Origin of the sequence: Streptomyces guryensis, assembly GCF_021261325.1 — a bacterium.
Taxonomy (GTDB): Bacteria; Actinomycetota; Actinomycetes; order Streptomycetales; family Streptomycetaceae; genus Streptomyces; species Streptomyces guryensis.
The window spans coordinates 46,912-70,466 of sequence record NZ_JAJSBI010000033.1 but is presented as its reverse complement, the minus strand read 5'-3'; the positions used below and the strand labels follow the sequence as shown (position 1 = coordinate 70,466).

Sequence of the window (23,555 nt, the reverse complement as noted above, 5' to 3'; positions counted from 1 at the left end):
CCTACGAGAGGAGATCGCTGACGGCTCCAGGATCGCACCGCTGCTGCTCCGCTGACAGGGTGCAGGCGCGGTACGGACGTGCGTGTCCCCCCTTGCTGAATGTGATCAAGTGGTTACGTTCCGCGTGTGCTAGACGCATCCTTTCTTAATCTTTCTGATCGTTGTCCGACGGACGGCACGGTGTCCGTATGGCCCGCGTGGGAAGTGCGGGAGGACGAGCGTGCCACCTCCTGGTTCACCGTGCGGCTTGCGTTCACCGACGGTGCCCGGATCGACGCGCTCGCCGTGGTCTGTGAGGGCTGTGCCTCGCTGGAGGAGGTCCGCTCCCAGCCGGCCCTGTCCCTGCACGACCTCGCGGAACTCGCCGAGTGGATCGAGGAGCCGCTCTTCGAGGCGTGCGGCCCCGGGGCGGCTCCGGCCGCCGGGGGCGACGCATCCGTGGCCCCCCGTCGGGCCCGCCCCGCGTGGCCCCCGGGTGTCGAGGGCCGCTGGCTCGTCGCCCAGGAGTACCGCGCGGCGCAGGAAGGGGGCTTCGATCCGGTCCTCGCGGTGATGTGCGCGACCGGCCACAGCCGCCGCAAGTCGCTCAGACTGATCTCGCAGGCGCGCGACTCGGGGTTTCTGGCGCCGCGTCACGCACGGCGCTGAGACGGGGCCCCTGGCCCTTCGCCGGTCTCGAAATACCGTGACAGGTCCGTCTCGCACGTCTCGCCGGCGTCCGCTGCGGTGTCCGGCGGCACGCCCATCTCCCAGCCGAGCCGGTAGCGTTCGAACAACTCGGCGCGCAGGGTCGTGATCGGCATCGGCACGTTCGGCAGCACCATGGCGTAGACGGCTCCCATCAGCAGGGAGCGCAGCATCGGGTAGTCCGCGTCGACGTCCTGCGCCCCGTTCCGGACGACGACGTCCCGCAGTACTTCGGCGAGGCGCTGCTGCTCCGGGCACTGCACGAAGCCCTCCGCCTGCAGCAGCCCGGCCATGTGCTGGCGCATCAGCACGGGCCGGTCCCGGGCCAGCCGCAGAATCGCGTCGATGGCCCGCGCCATCCGCTCCCGGCCGTCCTCGGTCCGCGGCTCCCGCTCCACCGCCTCCTCCAGCGTGCGATGCATCAGCCGGTGTACCGCGGACTGCACGAGCTGGCGTTTTCCCGGGAAGTAGTACGACACGAGGCCACGCGCCGAACCGGCTCTGTCGGCGATGTCGCCGAGCGTGGTCGCCTCGTACCCGCGCTCGCCGACGAGCTCGACGGCCGCCTGCAGGAGCCGCTCCCGGGAACGTCTCCGCAACTCTTCATTGACCGAGGCGCTGCGCGGGGACATGCTGTAACTCCTGCGTTGACTGGCTATCAGCCAACTATACTCAGAACGTCCTGATCGGAGCTCCATAGGGGCTGGTCAGGGCTGCCGTCTGCTTCGGGCGACGCGGGGGATCGTCCGAGGCGGGCGGCTTCCTCGCCCTGAAGGTGTCCTCAGGCTACTTTCCGGGTCGACGTCTGTCCGAAGGCCCGGGACATGGAACAGGACCAGCGGGTCCTCCCCAGGATCACGGAGATGGTCGAGGGCGAGCGCAGGCTCCGCGAGTCCCTCGCCTCCGGCGAGATCGACAGCGTGACGGAACACCTGGGGGTACCCCCTCTGGGGGAGGCTCGGCGTGCTGGAACGCGAACTCGACCAGTGCTGGGGCCGGTTGCGGCAGCGGTGCCCGAAGACAGAGTTCGGGCGGAACCCGGACGACGTTCAGACGCGGCCGTCGCCGCGGGTGGAGGGGTATCAGGGCTGACCGGGCGGACGGGGTCAGCCCGCCAGGTCCAGCACCGGGCGCAGCCCGTCCGGCCGCTCGGCCGTCGGAAGTGGGTCCACCAGGTGCACCCGGCACCCCAGGGCCGCCGCGCCGCCGTCCGCCCGCCGGTCGTCGCCGACCATCAGCGTCTCCCGCGGATCGACTTCCAGCGCCTCGCAGGCCGTCGCGAACAGCCGCGGGTCGGGCTTCTGGATGCCGTGCTCGTACGACAGGACGTACGCGTCCACGAAACGGTCGAGCCCGTGCTCACGGAAGACCGGGCGCAGATCCCAGCCGATGTTGCTGACCACACCGATGCCGATCCCGCGCTCGCACAGCCCGTACAGGACCTCGGCGGCGTCGGGGTAAGGGGTCCACGCGGCCGGCGTCCTGTGCCGGTCGTACAGCGCGTCGTGCAGTCCCGGGTCGGGGAGCGGCACTCGGCGGGAGAGCCCGGTGTAGGCGGCCCGGTGCAGTTCGGCGCTCTGGTCCCGGATCCGCCACACCTCGGCGAGCTCCTCGGGCAGTTGCGCCGGATTGGCCCCGCCGGGCAGGGCTCCCGCGACGTGAAGGGCTTTCGCCGCCTGGGCCAACTCCGGTTCCGGGAGCGCGATGTCGGCCTCGTCCAGCACGGCACGCAGCCAGGACGCGGTGGACTCGATACGGAAGAGGGTGCCGGAGAAGTCGAACAGGACAGCCGTCATGACTGGATCCTACGTCGGTGGACCACCACGGCCAGCGCCACCAGCATCGCCCCCAGGAGCCAGCCGCCCACCACGTCGGAGGGCCAGTGCACACCCAGCCACACGCGCGTGAGGCCCACCCCGAGCACGGAGACCGCCGCCACGGCCACCGCCGTACGCCACAGGGCGCGGCCGGGGCGGTGGCGGTGCAGGAGCCACAGCAGAAGGCCGCAGACGACCGTCGCGGTCATCGCGTGCCCCGAGGGGAAGGCCGCGTAACGCGCCGAGTCGACGGGGCCGGACCAGACGGGGCGGGGGCGGTCGACCGCCGCCTTGAGGGCCTGTTGCAGCAGGCTGCCCAGTGCGCAGGTGCCCGCGAGCCACAGTGCCGTCCACCACGCCGAGCGCCACCACGCCAGCCACACCACGGCGATCGCGCACACCAGACGCATCGTCCAGGGGTCCCAGACCCAGTCCGTCAGGATGCGGAAGACGTGGGTGAGGCCGGATTCGTCCACGGCCCGGCGATGCGTGGTGCGGGCGATCTCGTCGTCGGCGCTGATCAGCGGGTGCCACTCGACGGCAACCAGCGTGAGCAGCAGTGCGGAGCACAGGGTGAGGACGGCCGCGGCACGGGCGGCGGTGCGGTGGTCCGGCGGGCGGGGCGGGGAGTCGACGGGCGGGGAGTGCATGCGGTGATCCTCGCCGACCGGCGGGGCGCGAAACCAATGCCCGGATTCCCGCGGCCCCGCCTCACAGCGTGATCAGCATCGCCACCATCGCGATCCCCATCGACAGCCGGCACGCCCGCGCCAGCTCCGGCCGGTCGCTCCAGCCCACCGCTCCGCCGGCCGTCGCCACGACGGGCATCAGCCGGGCACCGGACAGCAGCACGTACCCCGTGAAGTAGAGCAGCAGCACCCCCGTCACCAGCGGGACTCCGCCCGAACTCCCGTGCTCGGCATGGTGTTCCGGGGCGGCGGCCATCACGACCGCCATGTAGACCATGGCCGAGGCGCCCACCAGGTGGTGCAGATGGTGCGCGTTCGTCCGCGCCGCCCACAGGGCGCGCAGCGCGGCCGTTCCGAAGACGGCCGCGTAGCCGGGCCAGGCCCAGGCCGGCGGGCTGAAAGCCACCGCCGGGACGGCCATGGCGGCCATGCCGAAGCCCATCAGCGCCTCGCCGCCCGCGGCCCGGCGCTGCTCCTCGACCGCGCTGCGCATCCGCAGCAGGCAGTAGGCCCCGGTCGCCGCACACAGCGCGACCAGCAGCCAGCCGGGCGAAGCCGGTCCGTGCACGCGCACCTCCCCGCTCGACGGTGTCGACAGTCGGTGGTTGCCCGCAGCACGCGGCGCGCACGCAAGCGCAAGGATGTACACGGGGAGCATTCGCCGGAGCACAGCAGGTGAGCACCGGCTTCCCGGGGTAATCCTTTACGAGTAAAACACCTGCTAAACTCATGCACCATGCACCGTGCGACCCCCACTCCCGCCACCCCACACGTCCGCCGCCTCCCACTGGCGGGCGTGCTGCGGGTGGGCCGCCCCGCGGACATCTGGTTCAAGCCCGCCCTGAGTGTGGTCGCCTCGGTCGCCCCGCCGAATCTGACGCTGCTGGCCCTCGGCCGGCTCGACCTGGCGATGTACACGATGGCGGGGTCGCTGTGCGCGCTGTACGCCCACAACCGCCCCTACGCCGCCCGGGCCCGCGCCCTGGCCTGGGTGGTCCTCGGCATGGTCGGCGGCCTCGCAGTCTCCCTGGTCGCCGCCTCGCTCACCGGCAGCGCCGTCGTGCTGGTCACGATCGGCGCACTGCTGGCCGCCCTGCAGAAGGTGCTGTGCGACGCGACCCGCATCGGCCCGCCGGGCAACGTCGTCCTGACCTTCATCACCTCCGCGTCCCTCTTCGTTCCGCAGACCCTCGGCCAGGTCCCCGCCCACCTCGCGCAGGCGCTCGCGGCGGGCGGCTGGGCCTGGACGGTGGGCATGGCCCCCGGGCTGCTGCGCCCGCACGGCCCGGAGCGCCGGGCCACCGCGGGCGCCCTGAAGGCCGTGGCCGCCTACGCCGCCGCCCAGGGCACCGGCGACGGCCACGCCCGATCCCGTGCCGCGGCGGCCACCGCCGTCCAGGCCGCCTGGCAGCCGCTCCTTTGCACCAAGGACACCCGCACCCGGCGCGCCCTCGAACGCCTCGTCGTCCGCGCCGAGGTCGCCCTCGCCGCCCCCGCCGACTCCGACCCCGGACAACTGCGCACCTGGGCGCGCGAGCTGACCGGCAACGGTCCGGTCCCTGAGGTCCACGCCCCGGCAGCCGCCGCCGAACTCCCCGGTGTGGACACCGAACTCGCCGCCCCGACCCGCCCGTTGCGGCAACGGCTCGGCCCGCTCACCCCGATCGCCGTCCGCACCGCCCTGGGCTGCGCCCTCGCCGGCTACGCCGCCCTCGCCCTCGGTGTCGGCCGTCCCTACTGGGCCCTGGTCACCGCCGCCTCCCTCTACCAGGCCAACCTCGCCCTCACCTGGAGCCGGGGTCTGCAGCGCGTCGTCGGCAACATCGCCGGCGTGCTCCTCTTCGCCGCCGTCGTCCCGCTCGCCCACCTCGGGCCCGCGGCCCTCGTGCTGTGCTGCCTCGGCCTCAACTTCGGCGCCGAGGCACTGATGGGTCGCAACTACTGGCTCGGCAGCGTCTGCGTGACCCCGATGGCCCTCCTCGTCACCGAGTTCACCCGGTTCCAGGAGCCCGGGCAGCTGATCACCGAGAGGGTCGTGGACACCGTCGTCGGCGCCCTGGCCGGCTTCCTCGCCGCGGTCGCCGTCACCAACCGGCGGGCCGGGGACCGCGTCGAGGAGGCGCTGGCCACGGCCGAGCGCTCCCGCGAGCACGCCGCCCGCCTCCTGGCCGAGCCTGCCCCCGCACCCGCCGCCCTGGAGGCCGCCCGCCGTTCCCTCGCCGCATCCCTGGCGGATCTGCGCGCCACCGTCGACGCCGCGTCCGGCGAGTGGTGGCCGCGCGCCCTGCCCCAGGAGCGGGTCGTGCGCGCCGAGCAGGCCGGACACCGTACGCTCGCGGCGATGGTAGGAGCTCGTATCGGAAGCCCGGCCGCCGGGCCGGCGGTCCGGCACAGGCTCTGAGGCACCAGGGACCGCACCGGAGCGCGAGAGCGGAGGGCGTACGGCCATGACGGCAGCGAACGGACGGCACGCGGGGGCGACCAGGGGCGAGGACACCGTCTCCGGGGTCGTCCGGCAGTGGCAGGCCGTCCACCCCGATCTCGACACCGGCCCCATGGAGGTCATCGGCCGCATCAACCGCTGCGCAGCCCTCCTCCAGCAGGCCGAGGACGCCCCGCTGCGCCGGGCCGGACTCAGCCGCCCCGAGTTCGACCTACTGGGCGCGCTGCGCCGCACCGGCCACGAACTGACCCCCGGCGAACTCGCCCGCGAGACCTTCTCCTCGGGCGCCGCCGTCACCAAGCGCCTCAAGCAGCTCACCGAGCGAGGTCTGGTCGAGCGCCGCGGCGACACCCGCGACCGCCGCGTCGCCCACCTCCGCCTCACGGAGGCCGGCCGCGACCTCGTCGACGGCATCCTCCCCGAGCAGCTGGCCTACGAGACCTCCGTACTGGCCGTCCTGGATCCGCCGGGACAGGGCGAACTGGCCGGGCTGCTCGGTGAGTTGCTCGGTCGGCTGGAGGGCCGTCTCGGCGCTCTCCGCACCTGAGCGACCGCTGAGCGGAGCCTCCGGAACTTTCGGAGGCCCTGCGCCCGTTGACGTGATCGACATCGACTCCTTACGTTCGACCAGGCCGGTTCGGATCACTGACTGGCGTACGACATGCCGAACGAGAGGGCGATGACGTGACAGCCGAAACGCTCACTGTCGACCTGGCCACGGAGACCGGCCCCTTCCACGGCGGCGCCAGCGGCACGCTCTACGGACTGTACGGCGACGGCGTGCCCAGCCGCGCCGTCGTCGAGGGCATGTACGTCCGCACGGTCACCACCAAGGCCCAGGACGGCATCCAGCACCCCGGCGCCGACGCCCTGGAGATCCTGCCGTCCTTCGTCGCGGCGGGCGGCAAGGACGTCTACGTCTACCTGACCGACATCCACCGCGGCTTCCCCTACGAGTGGCCGGGCGCCACCGGCGAGGAACGGCTCGCGACCTATCTGCGCAGCGTGCGCCGCCAGGTCGAGCAGGCGCAGACGCTGGGCGCGCTCACGTCCCGACTCGTGTGGGTGCCGTTCAACGAGCCCGAGGGCAACATGTTCGGCACGGGGGAGTGGAGCTACGACCAGGTCTCCTGGCACACCGAGCCGGGTCCCTACTTCGCGGCCTGGCAGCAGACGTACCGTCTGATCAGGGAGATCGACCCCGAGGCGCGCATCGCCGGACCCAACACCTGCATCCTGTACCCGGAGGTGCGCGGCTTCCTGGAGTTCGCGCGGGATCATGACCTCCTGCCCGACGTGATCACCTGGCACGAGCTGTCCTCGCCGGACGAGGTGCGCAGGAACGTCGCCAAGTACCGGGAGATGGAGCGGGAGTTGGGCATCGGTCCGCTGCCCGTCAACCTCAACGAGTACGCGCACAACTACCACCTGTCGGTCCCCGGTCAGATGATCCAGTGGATCGCCGCGATCGAGGAGGCCAAGGTCGACGCCGACATGGCGTACTGGAACATCGCCGGCAACCTCAACGACTCGGCGGTCGAGGCCAACAGGGGCAACGGCCAGTGGTGGCTTTTCAACGCCTACGGGCAGCTCTCCGGGAACACCGTCCAGGTCACCGCGCCGCACCCCGACGTCCAGTACACGCTGCAGGGCGTCGCCACCCTGGACCGGCTCAAGCGGCAGGCCCGCGTGCTGTTCGGCGGCGCGAGCGGCTCCGTGTACCTCGTCCTGGAGGGCGTCGACGCCGACGTGTTCGGTACGACCGCCCATGTACGCCTCCAGGAGATTCCCTGGACCGGCCAGGTCGGGGCGAGCGCCCAGCCGTCGCGGCTGCTCGACGCCGAACTGCCCGTCACTGACGGCCGCGTGACACTGCCGCTGACCGGCCTCGACGAGATGTCCGCCTACCAGCTGGTCCTGGCTCCCGGCGGCCATGGCGCCGCGTTGCTGCCGCCCGCGGTGGGCCGTCGGCTGACCTACGAGGCCGAGGACGCCACGTACACGGGTGGCGGTCACGTGAAGCACGGCCCCGAGGGATCCCCCTCCCACGTCGACAAGTTCGCGACCTCCGGCGGTTACCACGTCGGCGGCCTGCGCACCGGCTCCGACGGTGTGCTCGCCTTCGACGTCGAGGCCCCGCAGGACGGGACCTACGAGCTCCGGGTCTTCGCCAACTCCCACAACCTGGCCGACCTGGTGCGCGAGAACGGCCCCACCAACGTCTTCCTGCGCATCGACGGTGAGGACGCCCGCCAACTGCTGCTGCCGCTCGGCTACAAGTGGGCCGTGTGGGGCCACACCGACACCGAGGTCGAGCTGACCGCCGGCCCGCACCGCATCACCCTCGCCGCACACGACCCCGACCTGGGCACCACCAAGGGGGACGCGGTCGTCGACAAGCTGGACCTCGTCCTGCGCGACGACCAGGAGGCCCTGTACGACGCCGAGTTCGCCGCCCTGGACGCGGGCGCACGGGTCAGCTATGCCGACCTCGGCGCCTCCGGCCCCGGTGCTGCCGTCCTTCCCCGAGGCGGCACCGTCACCTTCTGGGTGCACGCCGCCGACGACGGCGAGGCGACGGTCACCGTCGACCTGCTCGGGCCGGGCGAGGGCCTGCTCACGGTCAACGGGGAGGAACTCGGACGCGTGCAGCGAGGCGCCGTCCCGCTCTTCCTGGCCGGCGGCATCAACAAGGTCACGGTCACCGGAACCTCGGAACGCCTGGTGGTGGACCGCCTGCGCGTCGCCCCCTCCCGCGGACTGCTGCCCGCCGGCGTGTCCGCCGCCGAGGAAGGCACCCTGACCGGCACCGCAAGGGTGACGGGACACTCCTACGCCACCGGCGGCAAGGCGGTCGAGGGCATCGGCGCCGGCCCCGGGAACACCCTCACCCTGACGGTGACGGCCGAGCACGCCGGACGCCATGCGCTCACCATCCGCTACTCCAACGGCGAGCAGGCGCCCGCCACCCACTACAACCCCGACCCGGTCTGCCGCCACGCGGACATCTCCGTCAACGGCGCCGCCCCGCACCGCGTCCTGTTCCCCACCACCTTCCACTTCAACAACTTCTGGAACCTCTCCGTCCCCGTCACCCTCGACGAGGGCATCAACACGCTCACCTTCACCGCCGACGAACTTCCGGACTTCGAAGGCCGCACCAAGAACGCACACGGCCAGCGCTCCCCGTACGCCCCCGTCATCGACCAGGTCACGGCGACACCGCTGGTCCAAGAGCCACTGTCGTGACGGGCAGGCGCGAGGAGAGGCCCTGATGGTGGAGTTCACGTTCTCCGGCCGGGTGATCGAGTGGCGCGGCCCTGCGCCCTACTACTACCTGCCCGTGCCCGCCGAGGAGGCCGCGGACATCAGTGAGGTCGCGGCGATGGCCAGCTACGGCTGGGGCGTGGTCCCCGTGGCCGCGCGGATCGGCGACATCGACTTCGAGACCTCGCTGTTCCCCAAGGACGGCGGCTATCTGCTGCCGCTGAAGGCCGCCGTCCGGGGGCCGTGTCGGATCACCGCCGGCGACGAGATCAGTGTCGAGATGACCGTCCGGTTCCCTCACTGATCAGTGCTCGTCGCCCGCCCGGTACACGCCGAACACCGCTCCCGGCGGATCCCGCAGCACCGCGATCCGCGGCCCGTCCGGCACCGAGGTGGGCTCCATGAGGACGGTGCCTCCCGCCTCCGTCGCCGTGGCCGCGGAGGCGTCCACATCGGCCACCGCGAAGTACGGCAGCCAGTGCGGCGGCACCTCGGGCGGGAACTTGTCGTCCATCGGCATCATGCCGCCGAACTCCGCGCCGTCGATGCCCCACTGCGTGTAGTGCGCCGAAGCGCTGACGCTCCAGCCGAACACCGTCGTGTAGAAGCTCTCGGCCCGCTCGGGCGCGCGGGTCAGCAGCTCCACCCACCCCAGCGAGCCGGGCGCGTTGAACAGCCCGGCACCCGGAAAGGCCCGCGCCTGCCACAACTGGAAGGCGGCACCCGCCGGATCGAGCGCCACCGCGAAACGGCCCATGTCGAACACGTCCATCGGCCCGAGCAGAACCGTCCCGCCGGCCGCCGTCACCAGCGCGGCGGTGGCATCCGCGTTCGCCACCGCGAACGACACGTTCCATGCGACGGGCTGGGACTCCTGGTACAGCGGGGTCAGCGCGGCGACCGCGGCGTCCCCCAGGTGCGCGACCGTGTAGCCGCCCGCCTCCTGACGCGGATCCGTCTCGCTGCGCCAGCCGAACAGCGCCGCGTAGAACCGCTCGGCCGCCGCCAGGTCGCTGGTCCCCAGCTCGGTCCAGCAGGGCCCGCCGGTCACTGGCCTGTCGAGCTTCATGGTGTCCTTCCGAAGCCTTGGGCGAACAATGGCCCCTCCAGCACGCTAAGCCCGGGCCCGCCCTCCGGCCATCCGGGCCCCAAACCCCTCGCGCACGGCGCCGCCCACGACGTACGCTCACACCCGTACCGCACCGTATGGCGGCCTCCAGCCCACGTCCTTGCCCCGGAGGTTCCCCATGCCCGCGCCCACGGTGCGCCCCTACCGCCGCGACGACCGCGACCAGCTCACCGACCTGATCAACGCGCATGTCGCCGCCGTCGTCCCCGGTGTCTCCGTCTCGGTGAACACCGTCCTCAGCGATCTGGAGCGACAGCCCCGCGAGTTCATCACCGACCCCTGGGTCGCCGAGCGCGCCACCCTCGTCGCCGAGCAGCGCCGATACGTCGTGGCCGCCGCCCATCTGCTGCGCTACCGCTCCGGCGACGAGGTCGCCGAGAACTACCGCGACGCCGGCGAGATCGACTGGTTCGTCTGCCGACCGCCGGCCTCCTTCCGGCCCGACTCCGAGGAAGCCGCGGACCAGCTGATGGCCGCATGCCTGGCCCAGCTCGCCCGCTGGAACGTACGCGTCCGCTACGCCGACGGCGCCGTCCCGGCGCCTGTCGTCCACGGCCTGCCCCGCAACTGGCCGCACATCCGCGTCGTCTACGAACGCGCGGGCTTCCGGCACGTCGGCGACACGGAGGTCATCCTGCTCGCCCAGGTGGCCGCCCTTCCGGCGCCCGCCCCCCGGCCGGGCACGACGATCGAGCGCACGCTGGGGGAGTGCGGCACCCGCTTCACGGCCCACGCCGGCACACGCGCCCTCGGCTTCATCGAAGTCGACACCCACCTGGCCCGCCCCGAGCGCCACACCCGTGCGGGCGGCCTCGCCGACATCGGCAATCTGCACATCGACCCGAGCTCCCACGGCGAGGGCCTGGAGCACCGGCTCCTGGCCGAGGCCGCAGCGTGGCTGCGCCTGTGCGGGGCGGACCGCCTCCTCGCCTACGAGCAGGCCGACGACGCGGCGGCGATCGACCTGCTGCTCGGCGCCGGCTTCCGGGAACTGACCCGCACCGACCGCCGCTGGGAACACCGCCCCCGCTGACCTCAGATCCCCGGCCGGTACCGGATCGGATGGTCCGCCGGCACCTCCACCAGCACGATCCGCGTACCGTCCGGATCCACGATCCACATCTCGACCAGCCCCCACGGCTCCTTCACCGGCGGCCTCACGATCTCGACGCCCTTGGCCCGCAGCTCCTCGTGCGCCGCGGCCACGTCCTCGACCTGCAGCCACAGCTGCACGGCGGGGGAGGGCGGGGTCTCGGAACGGCCCGAGACCTCCAGGAAGCCACCCCCGAGGAAGTAGACGATGCCGCGCTGCGGCCCCGTGCCGAACTCGCGGTGGACGGCGAGGCCCAACTGCTCGCCGTAGAAGGTCCGGGAGCGCTCGGGATCGCTCGGGTGGAGAAGGGTCCGGCTGCTGATTACGTGCACCATGCATACGGAGCCTAGTGGCAGGGCTACCCTCGTCCCTGCCCGTGCCGAGCACAGAGACCGGAGTGACGCCCATGGAGACCACCGCCGCCGGACTGACCTTCCGCGACGCCACCGACGCCGACGCCGACGTGCTGGTCGCCCTGATCGAGTCGGCGTACCGCGGGGACTCCAGCCGGGCCGGGTGGACCACAGAGGCGGACATCCTCCAAGGGCAGCGCACCGATCCGGAGGGCGTCCTCGCCGTCATCAAGTCGCCCGACAGCCGCCTGCTGACGGTCGAGCGGGACGGCGCCGTCGTCGCCTGCTGCCAGCTCGAACACCGCGGTGAACACGCCTACTTCGGGATGTTCGCCGTCAGCCCACAGCTGCAGGGCGCGGGCCTCGGCAAGGTGATCATCGCGGAGGCGGAGCGCACGGTCCGCGAGATCTGGGGCGCGCGGGAGATGCACATGACCGTGATCTCCGTACGTGACGACCTCATCGCCTGGTACGAGCGCCGCGGCTACCGCCGTACGGGCCGGATGACCCCGTTCCCGTACGGCGACGAGCGTTTCGGCATTCCGCAGCGCGCAGACCTGCAGTTCGAGCTCCTGGTCAAGGAGCTGCTCTGATCGCGGAGCCGGTCTGAGACTCAGGCCGTGAAGCGGCCGGTGCGTTTGATCTCCGGGTAGTCGGTGGTCGCGCCGTCCAGCTGCAGCGCCCGCACGAGGCGCAGATGGTCCTGCGTGTTCACCACCCAGCCGATGATCCTCAGGCCCGCCTTGCGGGCCTGCTCCACGACCTCCAGGGTGAGGCGGCGGATGTTGAGGCAGACGGTCGCGGCGCCGGCCTCCACGGCGCGGTCCACGATGTCGGTGCCGTAGCGGCTGCCGATCAGCGCGGTCCGTACGCCGGGCACCAGGCGGGTGATCTCGGCGACGGCCTCGTCGTGGAACGAGGACACCTCGACCCGGGCGACCAGGTCCCGTTTGAGCATGACCTCGGCCAGCGCCCGGGCTGCCGCGACGTCCTTGATCTCGGCCTGCAGCGGTGCCCGCACGGCTTCGAGGACCTCCTCGAAGACCGGGACGCGCTCCCCGCGGCCCGCGTCCAGGGCGCGCAGCTCGGCGAGGGTCTTCTCGGCGATCGCGCCGGTGCCGTCGGTCGTGCGGTCCACGTCGGCGTCATGCATGACGACGAGGGCGCCGTCCTTGCTCAGATGCAGATCGAGTTCGATCACGTCGAGCCCGGCGTGCTGGGCGGCGACGAAGGAACGGAGGGTGTTCTCGGGCTCGGTACCCATGACTCCGCGATGACCGATGGTAAGGAAGTTCAAGGTTCAACTCGCTTCCGTCGACGGCGGCTCGGCTCCGCGCGCGGACCGGAGCGGACGGCCGCGCGGGCAGAGCCGCAGCCTAACGGCCCGACACGGCGATGAACCCGCGCGTACGCGGGGGATTGGCGTGCAGCCAAGGGCAGGCATGGCCTGTGTCCGTCCGGCGATCACCCTGGCGTGGGCGAGTCCTTTCGGCATTGACCGGTGGCCGGTTTCGGCGGTCCGGCCCCGGGGTAGCCGCGCGATACCCAAATGTCTGCCGGATCGGTTTCCGGCAGGAAAAAGTTCGGTGACCATGGAGTGGTGCAGAATAATCTCCCGAGACTTCTCTTGCTGAGAGGAAGTCCGTACGTATACGGTCTCCATACGCGAGCTTCTCCCGTGGAGGATGGGACATGACGGAAATTCTTGTGCAGGCGGCTTCGGAGGACCGGGTTCCTCCGGTGACCAGGGTGGTCGAGCACCCGGCATGGGCCGTGCTCAAGAATGCCGTGGAGCAGATTCGGCCATGGCAGTCCAAGGACGGATCGATCGACCCCGATGCCGAGAGCGCGCCCGCCCGCGCCGACGCCGAGGCGGCCGTACGGCGTGTCGCGGAGGCCGTCGAGGAGCTCTCCCCGCTGCTCCCGCACGACGCCGACTACCACGAGGCGCTGGCCAAGGACCTGATCCGGTGGGCCGAGGGCGGCTTCGACGTGCCCGACTTCCTCGACTCCCTGCTGGCCTTCCAGCCCGCCGCGAACCGTACGGACGGCCTGCAGCACCTGGTCGTCTTCCCCATGTACACGCAGAACGGCAACCCGGACCGCAACCTCGAGGCGGTCGTGCTGCGCATGGTCTGGCCCGACTGGCTGGCCGAGCTGGAGCGCACCCGCTACGACAACGCCCTGTTCTGCGGCATCAAGTTCGAGGACTTCACGGCCGGCTACGACACCAACTCCGCCGTCCTCTTCCCGGAGACCATAGCCGTGCGCGAGGCGCCGGAACGTTTCTCCTGGGGTGGCATCTTCTGTGACCGCGAGGCCGCCCGCTTCCGCCGGGTGACCGACGCCGCCGTCGACATCCTGGGCCTGGAGCTGCCCGAGGACATCGCCGCGATGGTCCACGACCAGAAGCGCTGCGAGGAGGCCTTCGTCCTGTGGGACATGGTCCACGACCGCACCCACAGCCACGGCGACCTGCCCTTCGACCCGTTCATGATCAAGCAGCGGCAGCCGTTCTGGATGTACGGCCTCGAAGAGCTGCGCTGCGACCTCACCGCCTTCAAGGAGGCCGTGAAGCTGCAGGAGGACGGCGTTCCGCAGGCCCGTGACGTCCAGTACGCGGTGCTCTTCGACCGCATGTTCCGCTTCCCGGTCACCGGCGAGCGAGCGCGCAACTACGACGGCCTCGGCGGCCAGCTGCTCTTCGCCTATCTGCACAAGCACGACGTCGTCCGCTGGACCGACAACAAACTGCACATCGACTGGCAGCGCGCCCCGCACGTCACCAACCAGCTGTGCGCCGAGATCGAGGACCTCTACCGGGCCGGCATCGACCGCCCGAAGCTGGTCCACTGGTTCGCCGCGTACGACCTGGTGTCGCAGTACCTCGCCCCGCACCCCGGTTCCCGCTGGGCCAAGGGCCCCGACGCCCTCGACCTGAGCCGGCCGCCGCGAAAGCTCGTCGATGACGTGCTTCCGGACGAGTTTCCCCTGAGCATGTTCTATGAGGCCCTTTCCAAGAAGCTGAAGAACGTGATCGCCTCCACCAGGGGCATCACGGCGGAGAGCGCCGAGCGAGTCGCCGCGTGAGCGACCGCAACACCAGAACCACTGCTCAGGAGGCGAAGACCATGGCGGGGAACGGAGCTCTCAGCGGTGCGGTGATCGCGGTGGCCGGCGCGGGCGGACCCGCGGGGCGCGCGGCACTGGTCCGGCTCGCGGAGGCGGGTGCGACCGTCGTCGCCGCGGACAACGATCCCGAGCGGCTCGCGGAGGCCGTGGACGCGGCCCGGTACGCGTCCGGCGGTGCCACCGTCACCGGCGAGCCCGTCGACCTGCTGGACCTGGAGTCCACCCGGGAGTGGGCCACGCACATCGAGAAGGAGTTCGGCCGCGTCGACGGCGTGGTCCACCTCGTCGGCGGCTGGCGCGGCAGCGAGACCTTCATCAAGACCAGCCTCGACGACTGGGACTTCCTGGAGCTGCTGCTCATCCGCACCGTGCAGCACACCTCCCTCGCCTTCTCCGAGGCGCTGCAGCGCAGCGATCGCGGCCGCTACGTCCTGATCAGCGCGGCCGGCGCGACCAGCCCCACCGCGGGAAACGCCGCGTACGCCGCCGCCAAGGCCGCAGCCGAGGCGTGGACCCTGGCCATGGCCGACTTCTTCCGCAAGGCGGGAGGCGCCGAAGGCCCCACGTCGGCGGCTGCGATCCTGGTGGTGAAGGCGTTGGTGCACGAGGCGATGCGCGCCGAGCGACCCAATGCGAAGTTCGCGGGCTTCACGGACGTGAAGGACCTGGCCGAGGCCATCACCGACGTCTGGAGCAAGCCCGCCGCCGAAGTGAACGGAAAGCGTCTGTGGCTGACCGAGAAGCCGTGAACCCCCCGCGGACCGACGCGCGTCGCCATCACGACCCGGAGGTCCGCGGCTTCGCCAGCGACAACTACGCCGGGGCCCACCCGGAGGTGCTCGCCGCCCTGGCCCTGGCCAACGGCGGGCACCAGGTCGCGTACGGCGAGGACGACTACACCGAGAACCTCCAGCAGATCATCCGCAGCCACTTCGGGGCCACGGCGGAGGCCTTCCCGGTCTTCAACGGCACCGGCGCGAACGTCGTCGCGCTCCAGGCGGTCACCGACCGCTGGGGCGCGGTGATCTGCGCCGAGAGCGCGCACATCAACGTCGACGAGGGCGGCGCACCGGAGCGCATGGGCGGCCTGAAGCTGCTGACGGTCCCGACTCCGGACGGCAAGCTCACCCCCGGCTTGATCGACAAGCAGGCGTACGGCTGGGACGACGAGCACCGCGCGATGCCGCAGGTCGTCTCGATCACCCAGAGCACGGAGCTCGGCACGCTCTACACGCCGGACGAGATCCGCGCGATCTGCGGGCACGCCCACGCGCACGGCATGAAGGTGCACCTGGACGGCTCCCGGATAGCCAACGCGGCCGCGTCGCTCGACGTCCCGATGCGGACGTTCACCAACGCGGTCGGCGTCGACATCCTCTCCCTGGGCGGGACGAAGAACGGCGCGCTGTTCGGCGAGGCGGTCGTCGTCATCAACCAGGACGCCGTCAGCCATATGAAGCACCTGCGCAAGCTGTCCATGCAGCTCGCCTCCAAGATGCGCTTCGTGTCGGTGCAGTTGGAGGCCCTGCTGGCCAAGGACCTGTGGCTGCGCAACGCCCGCCACGCCAACGAGATGGCCCAGCGCCTGGCCGAGGGCGTGCGCGCCGTGCACGGTGTCGAGATCCTCCACCCGGTGCAGGCCAACGGGGTGTTCGCCAGGCTTCCGCACGACGTGAGCGAGCGGCTGCAGAAGCGGTTCCGGTTCTACTTCTGGGACGAGGCCGCGGGCGTGGTGCGCTGGATGTGCGCCTTCGACACGACCGAGGAGGACGTGGACGCCTTCCTGGCGGCGCTCAAGGAGGAGATGGCGCGCTGACCCAACCCTCATTGTGCATAGGTATGCGGTCATTCGAAAAGTCATTGACTCTTGGGTGATCGCATTCCTATGCTCTGCGGGCATGGAGCTGATCCAGAACACCCCTGACCTGTCCGCATACTTGGCTGCTGACGAGGTCATCGACCATGATCATCGAGTGGTGCGGGAGGTGGCCGCCCGCCTCGCTCGGGACGTGTCGGACTCGTATGCCTATGCGCGGGCCGCCTTCGAATTCGTGCGCGACACCATTCCGCACTCCCGGGACTCAGGTGACCCGCGCGTCACCTGGCGCGCCTCCGACGTGCTGGGGCAGGGCACTGGCATCTGCTACGCCAAGGCCCACGCCCTCGCCGCCCTGCTGCGGGCCGAGGACATCCCCACCGCGCTCTGCTACCAGAGGCTGGCGCACGACGACGGCGACGGGCATGCCGTGCACGGGCTGATCGCCGTCCGCTTCAACGGCGCCTGGCATCGCCAGGATCCCCGCGGCAACAAAGAGGGCGTCGACGCCCAGTTCTCCCTCGATGGTGAGCGACTGGCCTGGATCCCCGATCCGGAGTCCAATGAGGTGGACTATCCAGTCCTGTACGCTGAACCGCACCCGGCGGTGCTCACGGCCCTCAGGGCCGCGCCCGACCGGTCGTATCTCTGGAAGACGCTCCCCACCGCACTCCGAGGCAGGCCATGACGTTCTCCCTGACCGTGTCCGACGAGGTGCGCGCTCTCGCCCCCGGTTTCACCCATGTCGCCATCGAGGCGCACGGCCTGGTCAACGGGCCCAGCACCACGGAGAGTTCGGCGCTCCTGGACGAGGCGGCAGCCCGCCTCGCCGCCCGCCTGGACGGGCGCGCCCCGCACGAGGACCCGCACATGGCCGCCTGGCGTGAGATCTACACGGCGTTCGGCTCCAAGCCCTCGCGCACCCGCAACTCGGCCGAGGCGCTGGCGAAGAGGGCCCTGTCGGACGCCGGACTGCCCCGCATCAATTTGCTCGTCGACCTGTACAACGCCATCAGTGTCGCCCACCTGATCCCGGTCGGAGGCGAGGACCTCGATCACATCCAGGGCTGCATGCGGCTCGTACGGGCCGTCGGCGACGAGGACTTCGTGACCGTGGCCGGCGGCGAGGAGGCCGTCGAACACCCGGACGCCGGCGAGGTGGTGTGGCGCGACGAGACGGGTGTGACGTGCCGCCGTTGGAACTGGCGCCAGGGCCCGCGCACCCGCCTCACCGAGGACACCGTCGCGGGCATCTTCCTGCTGGAGAGCCTGGCACCGATGCCGGTCGCCGAGGTCGAGAAGGCAGGAGCGGAACTCGTCGACCTGCTGGAGAAGTTCAGCCCCGGGGCACGGATCACCGTCCACGCCCCGGAGTGACGATTCAGCGGGCCTCGGCCGCCTTCACCTCTTCGGGGGTCGGCGCCGTGCCACCGAGATGGGCGGGCATCCACCAGGTGTCGTCCGGGCCCTTGGGCCGTACGGGATAGGCGCGCTGCGCCGCCTCCAGGAGCTCCTGTACGCGCTCGCGCAGCCGCCGGGTGATGGCGCCCGCGTACTGGTCCTGCGGGGCCTCCACCGGCTCGCCCACCCGGATGGTGATCGGCGTGTGGCTGCGCTTGAAGTTGCGCGGGTGGCCCTTGGTCCACAGCCGCTGGGTGCCCCACAGCGCCATCGGGATGAGCGGCACGCCGGCTTCCTGGGCCATGCGAGCGGCACCCGACTTGAAGCTCTTCAGGGTGAAGGACTGCGAGATGGTCGCCTCGGGGAAGACGCCCACGATCTCGCCGGAGCGCAGAGACTGCAGCGCGTGCTGGTAGGCCGTCTCGCCGTTCTTGCGGTCCACCGGGATGTGCTTCATGCCGCGCATCAGCGGACCGGAGATCCTGTGCCGGAACACCGACTCCTTCGCCATGAAGCGCACCAGTCGCTTCTGCGGCAGAGCGGCCAGACCGTCGAAGATGAAGTCCAGATAGCTGATGTGATTGCTCACCAGCACGGCGCCGCCCGAGCGCGGAATGTTCTCCGATCCCTTGAGGTCGATCTTGAGGTCCCAGGCCCTGAACAACGTTTGGGCGAGACCGACGACGGGACGGTAGACAAGCTCAGCCATGGACGGGGTGGACCCTTCTCTCTGCCTGGATGGGTTCTCCCGGCGGGAAGTTACGCAGCCGTAGGTTTACGGCATTGCGCAGATCGTGCCCCAAGAACGAACGGGTGGCCAGTCCTGACGCCGCAGAACGGCGAGATCCTCGTCACGTCCGACCATTGATCCACCTCGGACTTTTAAGCAGCCTTTACTCCGCACGGACCGTCACCCGCCGTGCGAGCAGGTACATCTCGCACCCCAGGCAGTACCCGAACGCGGCATTGAGGAACGCCGCGGCGAGCGCGGCGGCGGTCGCCGCGAGCCCCAGCCAGCTCGGGCCCAGCGCGAAACCGATCAGCCCCACCCCGGCGAAGACCAGCCCCACCGCCTGAGCGAACCGCGGCGGCTCCGGCGACTCGAACTCGGTCGGCGGCCCGAGCCTGGGGCGTACGGCCCTGCGGAACAGCCAGCCGTACGGCGAACGGCCCACCCCGCCCGCCGCGCCCAGCGCGAACGCCAGCGTCTGCCAGGCCAGCAGCCAGGCGCTCCCGGTGATCAGCACGACCGCCAGGACGACGGTCGTCACGGCAGCCCCGAAGCGGGGCCCCCTCACATCGATGTCCATGAAGCAAGCATTCCGCATGGAAGAAGATCCGGGGAGTCGGGAATCTTTGCAGTCTCGTGAATGCTTGTGCAGGTGATGACCGGACTTGTGGTGTGCGCGGTGGTGCTCGTGGCGGCGAGCGCCTACGGAGTGATTCATCGGCAGCGGAACGGGAGGGTGCGCGTGCGTGGGCGCGACGGCGGGAAGCGGCTCGGGGCGGCCGAGTTGGGCGAGGAACTCGGTGAGCGTGCCACCCTCGTGCAGTTCTCCAGTGCCTTCTGCGCGCCCTGCCGGGCCACCCGGCGCCTGCTGGGCGAGGTGGCCGGCATGGTCCCCGGTGTGACCCATGTCGAGATCGACGCCGAGGACCATCTGGACCTCGTACGAGCACTCGACATCCTCAAGACTCCGACCGTGCTGGTCCTTGACGCCGACGGCAGGGTCGTGCGACGCGCCACCGGCCAGCCGCGCAAGGCCGACGTCATCGCCGCACTGGGGGAGGCGGTTTGAGGGCTGTGACGCGGACGGTGAGGCATCTCCCAGATGCCGGAACGTACTTGACTGTGCGCACCACCTATCGTCAGCCTGACCGTATGCCTACGGAACTCCTTCTCCACGGGCGGGTGCACGTCGACCTCGCCCGCACTGCGAGCGCGTGCTGTCCGAGCTGTTGAGCAGCCACGACACCGCCCGCCCCTCCTCGTAGAAGGACAACTCCATGACGGCCACGCCCGACCTCGGCACCCGTACTCCCCAGCTTGCCTCTCCCGACCTGCTGCGTTCCGTCTTCCGGCGGCACGCGGCGGGAGTCGCCGTGATCACCGCGCGAGGCGACGCCGGCCCGGTCGGTTTCACCGCCACCTCCCTCACCTCCGTCTCCGCCGAACCGCCGCTGCTGTCCTTCGGCATCGGCACCGGAGCCTCCAGTTGGCCGGCGATATCGTCGACCGAGCACGTCGGCGTCCACATACTCGGCGAGCATCAGCAGGAGCTGGCGGCCACCTTCGCCAGGAGCGGCGCCGACCGCTTCGGCGCGCCCACCGCCTGGCGTACGGGCCCCGAAGGAGTCCCCGTCCTCGACGACGTCCCCGCCTGGATGGTGTGCCGGATCGTGGGCCGCGTCCCCGCCGGGGACCATCGCATCGTGCTGGCCGAGGTGGTGCTGGGCGACCCCACGGGCCCAGGCCGGCCGCTCGTCTACCACCAGGGGCGATTCAACGGCCTGCGTGACTGACCTCCGGCCGGCTCCGCCTGCGAAGCGGTCGAGTTCCGATTACGCTGCGTTGCAAAGGTCACAGTTCAAAGCGCTTGCTTAGCGGGAATGAACTGGGTGTACTGGCGAGTAATATTTCGCTCGGAGCGCGGGTCGCCCCGATCGGGATCGGCCGCTTGAGACGCCTATGCTGCCTGAGAGTAGGCAGCACCGAAATGACGATTGCAGTAGGAGAGCCGGCGTGAGCTTGAGGATCGTTGTCACTGTGAAGTACGTGCCCGACGCCACTGGCGACCGGCACTTCGCCGATGACCTGACCGTCGACCGGGACGACGTGGACGGTCTGCTCTCCGAGCTCGACGAGTACGCGGTCGAGCAGGCGCTGCAGATCTCCGAGAACTCCGACGACGACGTGGAGATCACCGTCCTGACCGTGGGCCCGGAGGACGCCAAGGACGCGCTGCGCAAGGCGCTGTCCATGGGCGCCGACAAGGCCATCCACGTCGAGGACGACGACCTGCACGGCACGGACGCGATCGGCACCTCGCTGGTGCTGGCCAAGGCCATCGAGAAGGCCGGCTACGACCTCGTGGTCTCCGGTATGGCCTCCACCGACGGCACCGCCGGCGTCGTGCCCGCGCTGCTCGCCGGGCGACTGGGTGTGCCGCAGGTGACCCTGCTGTCCGAGGTGAGCGTCGAGGACGGCACGGTCAAGGGCCGCCGTGACGGCGACGCCGCGTCCGAGCAGCTGGAGGCGTCCCTGCCGGCCGTCGTGTCGGTCACCGACCAGTCGGGCGAGGCGCGTTACCCGTCCTTCAAGGGCATCATGGCGGCCAAGAAGAAGCCGGTCGAGTCGTGGGACCTGTCCGACCTGGAGATCGACGCCGAAGAGGTCGGTCTCGAGGGTGCGTGGACGAAGGTCGAGTCCGCGGCCGAGCGTCCGGCCCGTACCGCGGGCACGATCGTCAAGGACGAGGGCGAGGGCGGCAAGCAGCTCGCCGAGTTCCTCGCGAGCCAGAAGTTCATCTAAGGGCCCGTAGCCCCTTCGAGGCTCAACTCCCTTATCGCCCCTCAGACTTCGTATCCCGCAGGAGAGCAATCCCATGGCTGAAGTTCTCGTCTACGTCGACCACGTGGACGGTGCCGTCCGCAAGCCCACCCTGGAGCTGCTGACGCTGGCCCGCCGCATCGGCGAGCCGGTCGCCGTCGCGCTGGGAAACGGCGCCGGTGACACCGCCGCCGCGCTGGCCGAGCACGGCGCCGTCAAGGTGTTGACCCACGAGGCGTCCGAGTACGCCGACTACCTGGTCGTACCGAAGGTCGACGCGCTTCAGGCCGCCGTCGCCGCCGTCTCCCCGGCCGCCGTGCTGGTCCCGTCCTCCGCGGAGGGCAAGGAGATCGCCGCGCGTCTGGCGCTGCGCATCGGCTCCGGCATCATCACCGACGCCGTCGACCTGGAGGCCGACGACGAGGGTCCGGTGGCCACCCAGTCGGTGTTCGCCGCTTCGTTCACCACCAAGTCCCGTATCAGCAAGGGCACCCCGGTCATCACCGTCAAGCCCAACTCCGCCGCGGTGGAGGCCGCTCCGGCCGCCGGTGCGGTCGAGGCCCTCGCCGTGTCGTTCTCGGAGCAGGCGACCGGTACGAAGGTCACCGGCCGTACCCCGCGCGAGTCCACCGGCCGTCCGGAGCTGACCGAAGCCGCGATCGTGGTCTCCGGCGGCCGCGGTGTCAACGGCGCCGAGAACTTCCCGATCATCGAGGCGCTGGCCGACTCCCTGGGTGCGGCCGTCGGCGCCTCGCGCGCCGCGGTGGACGCGGGCTGGTACCCGCACACCAACCAGGTCGGCCAGACCGGCAAGTCCGTCTCGCCGCAGCTCTACATCGCCAACGGCATCTCCGGCGCCATCCAGCACCGGGCCGGCATGCAGACCTCGAAGACGATCGTGGCGGTCAACAAGGACGCCGAGGCCCCGATCTTCGACCTGGTCGACTACGGCGTTGTCGGCGACCTCTTCGACGTCGTCCCGCAGCTCACCGAGGAGATCAACGCCCGCAAGGGCTGATCACCCGAAAGGCCGGTCGAGGCCCCCGCGACTGCACGAACAGTCGCGGGGGCCTCGGCTCATTCCAGACTGAGCGAGGCCCGCACGGGCAGATGGTCGCTCGGGAACCGGCCGCCGGCGCAGAAGGTGTCGACCGATGCCCGGTGCGTCGTCACCCGCGGCGTGGTGAGGATCCAGTCGATGCGGTCGCCGTTCGGCCTGAGCCCCTTGTAGCCGTGGAAGGTCCCGTACGGGGCACTGCGGTGCGCCGCCGCGTCCCAGGCGTCGACGAGCCCTGAACCCACCAGCGTGTCGTAGACCGGGTTCCAGTGCGCGGCGGCGTTGAAGTCGCCGGTCACCACGACCGGGAGCGAGCGGTCGAGCTGCCCGATCCGCTGGACCAACAGCGTGGCGCTGCGCTCGCGCGCGTACTGGCTCGCATGGTCGAAATGGGTGTTGAGGACGTAGAACTCCCGTCCGTCGTCAGCGAGATCGCGGAAGCGGACCCAGGTGACGATGCGGGGGAAGGCGGCGCCCCAGGTGTTCGAGCGGATGACTTCCGGGGTGTCGGAGAGCCAGAAGGTGTAGTGCTCCACGGGGGCCAGGCGCCGGGTGTCGTAGAAGACCGCCGTGGACTCGTCGCGGCTGCCGCCCTCGCGGCCGGTGCCGATCCAGTCGTAGGACGGCCCGAGATCGGAGTCGATGTCGCGGAGCTGCTGGTAGAGGCCCTCCTGCGTGCCGATGATGTGGGGGTGCGCACGATGCAGCAGTTCGCGCATCACCGGTCTGCGGTCGCTCCAGCTGTTGGGCTCCTTCGTGCTCGCGAAACGCAGGTTGAAGGTCATGACCTCCAGACGGGGCGCCCGGCGCGCACGCGTCGGACCCGACGGTGCGGGCGGGACGGACGCCGACGAGGCGGAGATCGCTGCGCTGGAGAGCGGCACGGTGACCGCCGCGGCCAGGGTCGCTTTGAGGCCCAGACGGCGGGTGACTCGGCGCTGGTTCGGCACGGAGGCTCCTTCGGTGGCGACAGCCGGACGAGTCGTGCGTGGGGCGAGTCGTGGATAGGGAAGTGTCATACCCGGGTGTGAGACGAGCGTGAACATGCCGAGATCACGGCGTTGCTCTCCGTGGACATGGTGTTGACCGGTGGAAGGCGCCCAGATAACTTCATTCTACGG

28 protein-coding genes are annotated in these 23,555 nt (G+C 70.7%); 18 read left to right on the top strand and 10 right to left on the bottom strand.

Features of this window, described 5'->3' with window-relative positions:
- The first annotated feature begins 180 nt into the window (after positions 1–180).
- Positions 181–648 (top strand): DUF6214 family protein, encoded by a 468-nt coding sequence (locus LJ657_RS41350; RefSeq protein ID WP_232654847.1) that lies wholly within the window; start codon positions 181–183, stop codon positions 646–648.
- Here LJ657_RS41350 and LJ657_RS41345 read toward each other — a convergent pair.
- Positions 633–1,319 carry a TetR/AcrR family transcriptional regulator gene (locus LJ657_RS41345; RefSeq protein WP_232654846.1) on the bottom strand — a complete coding sequence of 229 codons (687 nt, stop codon included), beginning with the start codon at positions 1,317–1,319 and terminating at the stop codon, positions 633–635. The two genes, LJ657_RS41350 and LJ657_RS41345, sit on opposite strands and share 16 nt — an antisense overlap.
- A gap of 331 nt (positions 1,320–1,650) precedes the next feature.
- Between LJ657_RS41345 and LJ657_RS49205 the strand changes: the two genes are divergently transcribed.
- The gene (locus tag LJ657_RS49205) at positions 1,651–1,779 is read left to right on the top strand and encodes a DUF2630 family protein (protein WP_372488044.1); all 129 of its coding nucleotides are present in this window, start codon (positions 1,651–1,653) and stop codon (positions 1,777–1,779) included.
- 14 nt (positions 1,780–1,793) lie between these two features.
- Here LJ657_RS49205 and LJ657_RS41335 read toward each other — a convergent pair whose 3' ends face one another.
- From LJ657_RS41335 to LJ657_RS41325, 3 genes are all read right to left on the bottom strand, one after another.
- Entirely contained in the window at positions 1,794–2,483 is a 690-nt protein-coding gene (locus LJ657_RS41335; protein ID WP_232654845.1) for an HAD family hydrolase, read from the bottom strand.
- The gene (locus LJ657_RS41330; protein ID WP_232654844.1) at positions 2,480–3,154 is read right to left on the bottom strand and encodes a phosphatase PAP2 family protein; all 675 of its coding nucleotides are present in this window, start codon (positions 3,152–3,154) and stop codon (positions 2,480–2,482) included. Before LJ657_RS41330 ends, LJ657_RS41335 begins: the two co-directional genes overlap by 4 nt.
- 61 nt (positions 3,155–3,215) lie before the next feature.
- Positions 3,216–3,761 (bottom strand): DUF5134 domain-containing protein, encoded by a 546-nt coding sequence (locus LJ657_RS41325; RefSeq protein WP_232654843.1) that lies wholly within the window; start codon positions 3,759–3,761, stop codon positions 3,216–3,218.
- 168 nt (positions 3,762–3,929) lie between these two features.
- Between LJ657_RS41325 and LJ657_RS41320 the strand changes: the two genes are divergently transcribed.
- From LJ657_RS41320 to LJ657_RS41305, 4 genes are all read left to right on the top strand, one after another.
- Positions 3,930–5,594: an FUSC family protein gene (locus LJ657_RS41320; RefSeq protein ID WP_232654842.1), complete on the top strand. Its 1,665-nt coding sequence runs from the start codon at positions 3,930–3,932 to the stop codon at positions 5,592–5,594.
- A gap of 46 nt (positions 5,595–5,640) precedes the next feature.
- Entirely contained in the window at positions 5,641–6,183 is a 543-nt protein-coding gene (locus LJ657_RS41315) for a MarR family winged helix-turn-helix transcriptional regulator (RefSeq protein ID WP_232654841.1), read from the top strand.
- 137 nt (positions 6,184–6,320) lie between these two features.
- On the top strand, positions 6,321–8,885 hold the full coding sequence (locus LJ657_RS41310; protein ID WP_232654840.1) for a carbohydrate-binding protein: 2,565 nt from the start codon (positions 6,321–6,323) through the stop codon (positions 8,883–8,885).
- 28 nt (positions 8,886–8,913) lie between these two features.
- Positions 8,914–9,207: a DUF1905 domain-containing protein gene (locus tag LJ657_RS41305; RefSeq protein ID WP_232654876.1), complete on the top strand. Its 294-nt coding sequence runs from the start codon at positions 8,914–8,916 to the stop codon at positions 9,205–9,207.
- Here the strand turns inward: LJ657_RS41305 and LJ657_RS41300 are convergent, their stop codons facing one another.
- Positions 9,208–9,972, bottom strand: coding sequence for a VOC family protein (locus LJ657_RS41300; RefSeq protein ID WP_232654839.1), 765 nt, complete (start codon positions 9,970–9,972; stop codon positions 9,208–9,210).
- A gap of 178 nt (positions 9,973–10,150) precedes the next feature.
- Between LJ657_RS41300 and LJ657_RS41295 the strand changes: the two genes are divergently transcribed.
- The gene (locus tag LJ657_RS41295) at positions 10,151–11,065 is read left to right on the top strand and encodes a GNAT family N-acetyltransferase (protein WP_232654838.1); all 915 of its coding nucleotides are present in this window, start codon (positions 10,151–10,153) and stop codon (positions 11,063–11,065) included.
- Between the two features lie 2 nt (positions 11,066–11,067).
- On the opposite strand, the gene LJ657_RS41290 is transcribed toward LJ657_RS41295, so the two are convergent.
- The gene (locus LJ657_RS41290; protein WP_232654837.1) at positions 11,068–11,460 is read right to left on the bottom strand and encodes a VOC family protein; all 393 of its coding nucleotides are present in this window, start codon (positions 11,458–11,460) and stop codon (positions 11,068–11,070) included.
- A 71-nt stretch (positions 11,461–11,531) separates the two neighbouring features.
- On the opposite strand from LJ657_RS41290, the gene LJ657_RS41285 reads away from it, so the two are divergent.
- Positions 11,532–12,071 carry a GNAT family N-acetyltransferase gene (locus LJ657_RS41285; RefSeq protein WP_232654836.1) on the top strand — a complete coding sequence of 180 codons (540 nt, stop codon included), beginning with the start codon at positions 11,532–11,534 and terminating at the stop codon, positions 12,069–12,071.
- A 20-nt stretch (positions 12,072–12,091) separates the two neighbouring features.
- On the opposite strand, the gene LJ657_RS41280 is transcribed toward LJ657_RS41285, so the two are convergent.
- Positions 12,092–12,775 carry a glycerophosphodiester phosphodiesterase gene (locus LJ657_RS41280; protein WP_232654835.1) on the bottom strand — a complete coding sequence of 228 codons (684 nt, stop codon included), beginning with the start codon at positions 12,773–12,775 and terminating at the stop codon, positions 12,092–12,094.
- 395 nt (positions 12,776–13,170) lie between these two features.
- On the opposite strand from LJ657_RS41280, the gene LJ657_RS41275 reads away from it, so the two are divergent.
- The 5 genes from LJ657_RS41275 (at position 13,171) to LJ657_RS41255 (ending at position 17,803) form a co-directional block, all read left to right on the top strand.
- Complete coding sequence (locus LJ657_RS41275) at positions 13,171–14,568, top strand: DUF6421 family protein (RefSeq protein ID WP_232654834.1); 1,398 nt, start codon at positions 13,171–13,173, stop codon at positions 14,566–14,568.
- A gap of 41 nt (positions 14,569–14,609) precedes the next feature.
- Positions 14,610–15,359, top strand: coding sequence for an SDR family NAD(P)-dependent oxidoreductase (locus LJ657_RS41270; RefSeq protein WP_232654833.1), 750 nt, complete (start codon positions 14,610–14,612; stop codon positions 15,357–15,359).
- A complete protein-coding gene (locus LJ657_RS41265; protein ID WP_232654832.1) occupies positions 15,356–16,426 on the top strand; it encodes a threonine aldolase family protein in 1,071 nt (356 codons plus the stop codon). The genes LJ657_RS41270 and LJ657_RS41265 overlap by 4 nt, the downstream gene beginning before the upstream one ends.
- A gap of 82 nt (positions 16,427–16,508) precedes the next feature.
- Positions 16,509–17,114: a transglutaminase domain-containing protein gene (locus tag LJ657_RS41260; protein ID WP_232654831.1), complete on the top strand. Its 606-nt coding sequence runs from the start codon at positions 16,509–16,511 to the stop codon at positions 17,112–17,114.
- The gene (locus LJ657_RS41255; protein ID WP_232654830.1) at positions 17,111–17,803 is read left to right on the top strand and encodes a B3/B4 domain-containing protein; all 693 of its coding nucleotides are present in this window, start codon (positions 17,111–17,113) and stop codon (positions 17,801–17,803) included. Before LJ657_RS41260 ends, LJ657_RS41255 begins: the two co-directional genes overlap by 4 nt.
- A gap of 4 nt (positions 17,804–17,807) precedes the next feature.
- Here LJ657_RS41255 and LJ657_RS41250 read toward each other — a convergent pair whose 3' ends face one another.
- Together LJ657_RS41250 and LJ657_RS41245 are read right to left on the bottom strand one after the other, a co-directional pair.
- Positions 17,808–18,536 carry a lysophospholipid acyltransferase family protein gene (locus LJ657_RS41250; RefSeq protein WP_232654829.1) on the bottom strand — a complete coding sequence of 243 codons (729 nt, stop codon included), beginning with the start codon at positions 18,534–18,536 and terminating at the stop codon, positions 17,808–17,810.
- 184 nt (positions 18,537–18,720) lie between these two features.
- Positions 18,721–19,137 (bottom strand): DUF4395 domain-containing protein, encoded by a 417-nt coding sequence (locus LJ657_RS41245; RefSeq protein ID WP_232654828.1) that lies wholly within the window; start codon positions 19,135–19,137, stop codon positions 18,721–18,723.
- A gap of 75 nt (positions 19,138–19,212) precedes the next feature.
- Between LJ657_RS41245 and LJ657_RS41240 the strand changes: the two genes are divergently transcribed.
- The 5 genes from LJ657_RS41240 (at position 19,213) to LJ657_RS41225 (ending at position 22,395) form a co-directional block, all read left to right on the top strand.
- A complete protein-coding gene (locus tag LJ657_RS41240; RefSeq protein WP_232654875.1) occupies positions 19,213–19,626 on the top strand; it encodes a TlpA family protein disulfide reductase in 414 nt (137 codons plus the stop codon).
- Positions 19,627–19,709: 83 nt separating this feature from the next.
- Positions 19,710–19,790, top strand: coding sequence for a putative leader peptide (locus tag LJ657_RS49200; protein WP_372488045.1), 81 nt, complete (start codon positions 19,710–19,712; stop codon positions 19,788–19,790).
- A gap of 44 nt (positions 19,791–19,834) precedes the next feature.
- Positions 19,835–20,350, top strand: a complete 516-nt coding sequence (locus tag LJ657_RS41235) for a flavin reductase family protein (protein ID WP_232654827.1) — start codon at positions 19,835–19,837, stop codon at positions 20,348–20,350.
- A 220-nt stretch (positions 20,351–20,570) separates the two neighbouring features.
- Complete coding sequence (locus LJ657_RS41230; RefSeq protein WP_232654826.1) at positions 20,571–21,359, top strand: electron transfer flavoprotein subunit beta/FixA family protein; 789 nt, start codon at positions 20,571–20,573, stop codon at positions 21,357–21,359.
- 73 nt (positions 21,360–21,432) lie between these two features.
- Entirely contained in the window at positions 21,433–22,395 is a 963-nt protein-coding gene (locus LJ657_RS41225) for an electron transfer flavoprotein subunit alpha/FixB family protein (protein WP_232654825.1), read from the top strand.
- Positions 22,396–22,454: 59 nt separating this feature from the next.
- Here LJ657_RS41225 and LJ657_RS41220 read toward each other — a convergent pair whose 3' ends face one another.
- Entirely contained in the window at positions 22,455–23,384 is a 930-nt protein-coding gene (locus tag LJ657_RS41220) for an endonuclease/exonuclease/phosphatase family protein (RefSeq protein ID WP_232654824.1), read from the bottom strand.
- Positions 23,385–23,555 lie beyond the last annotated feature (171 nt).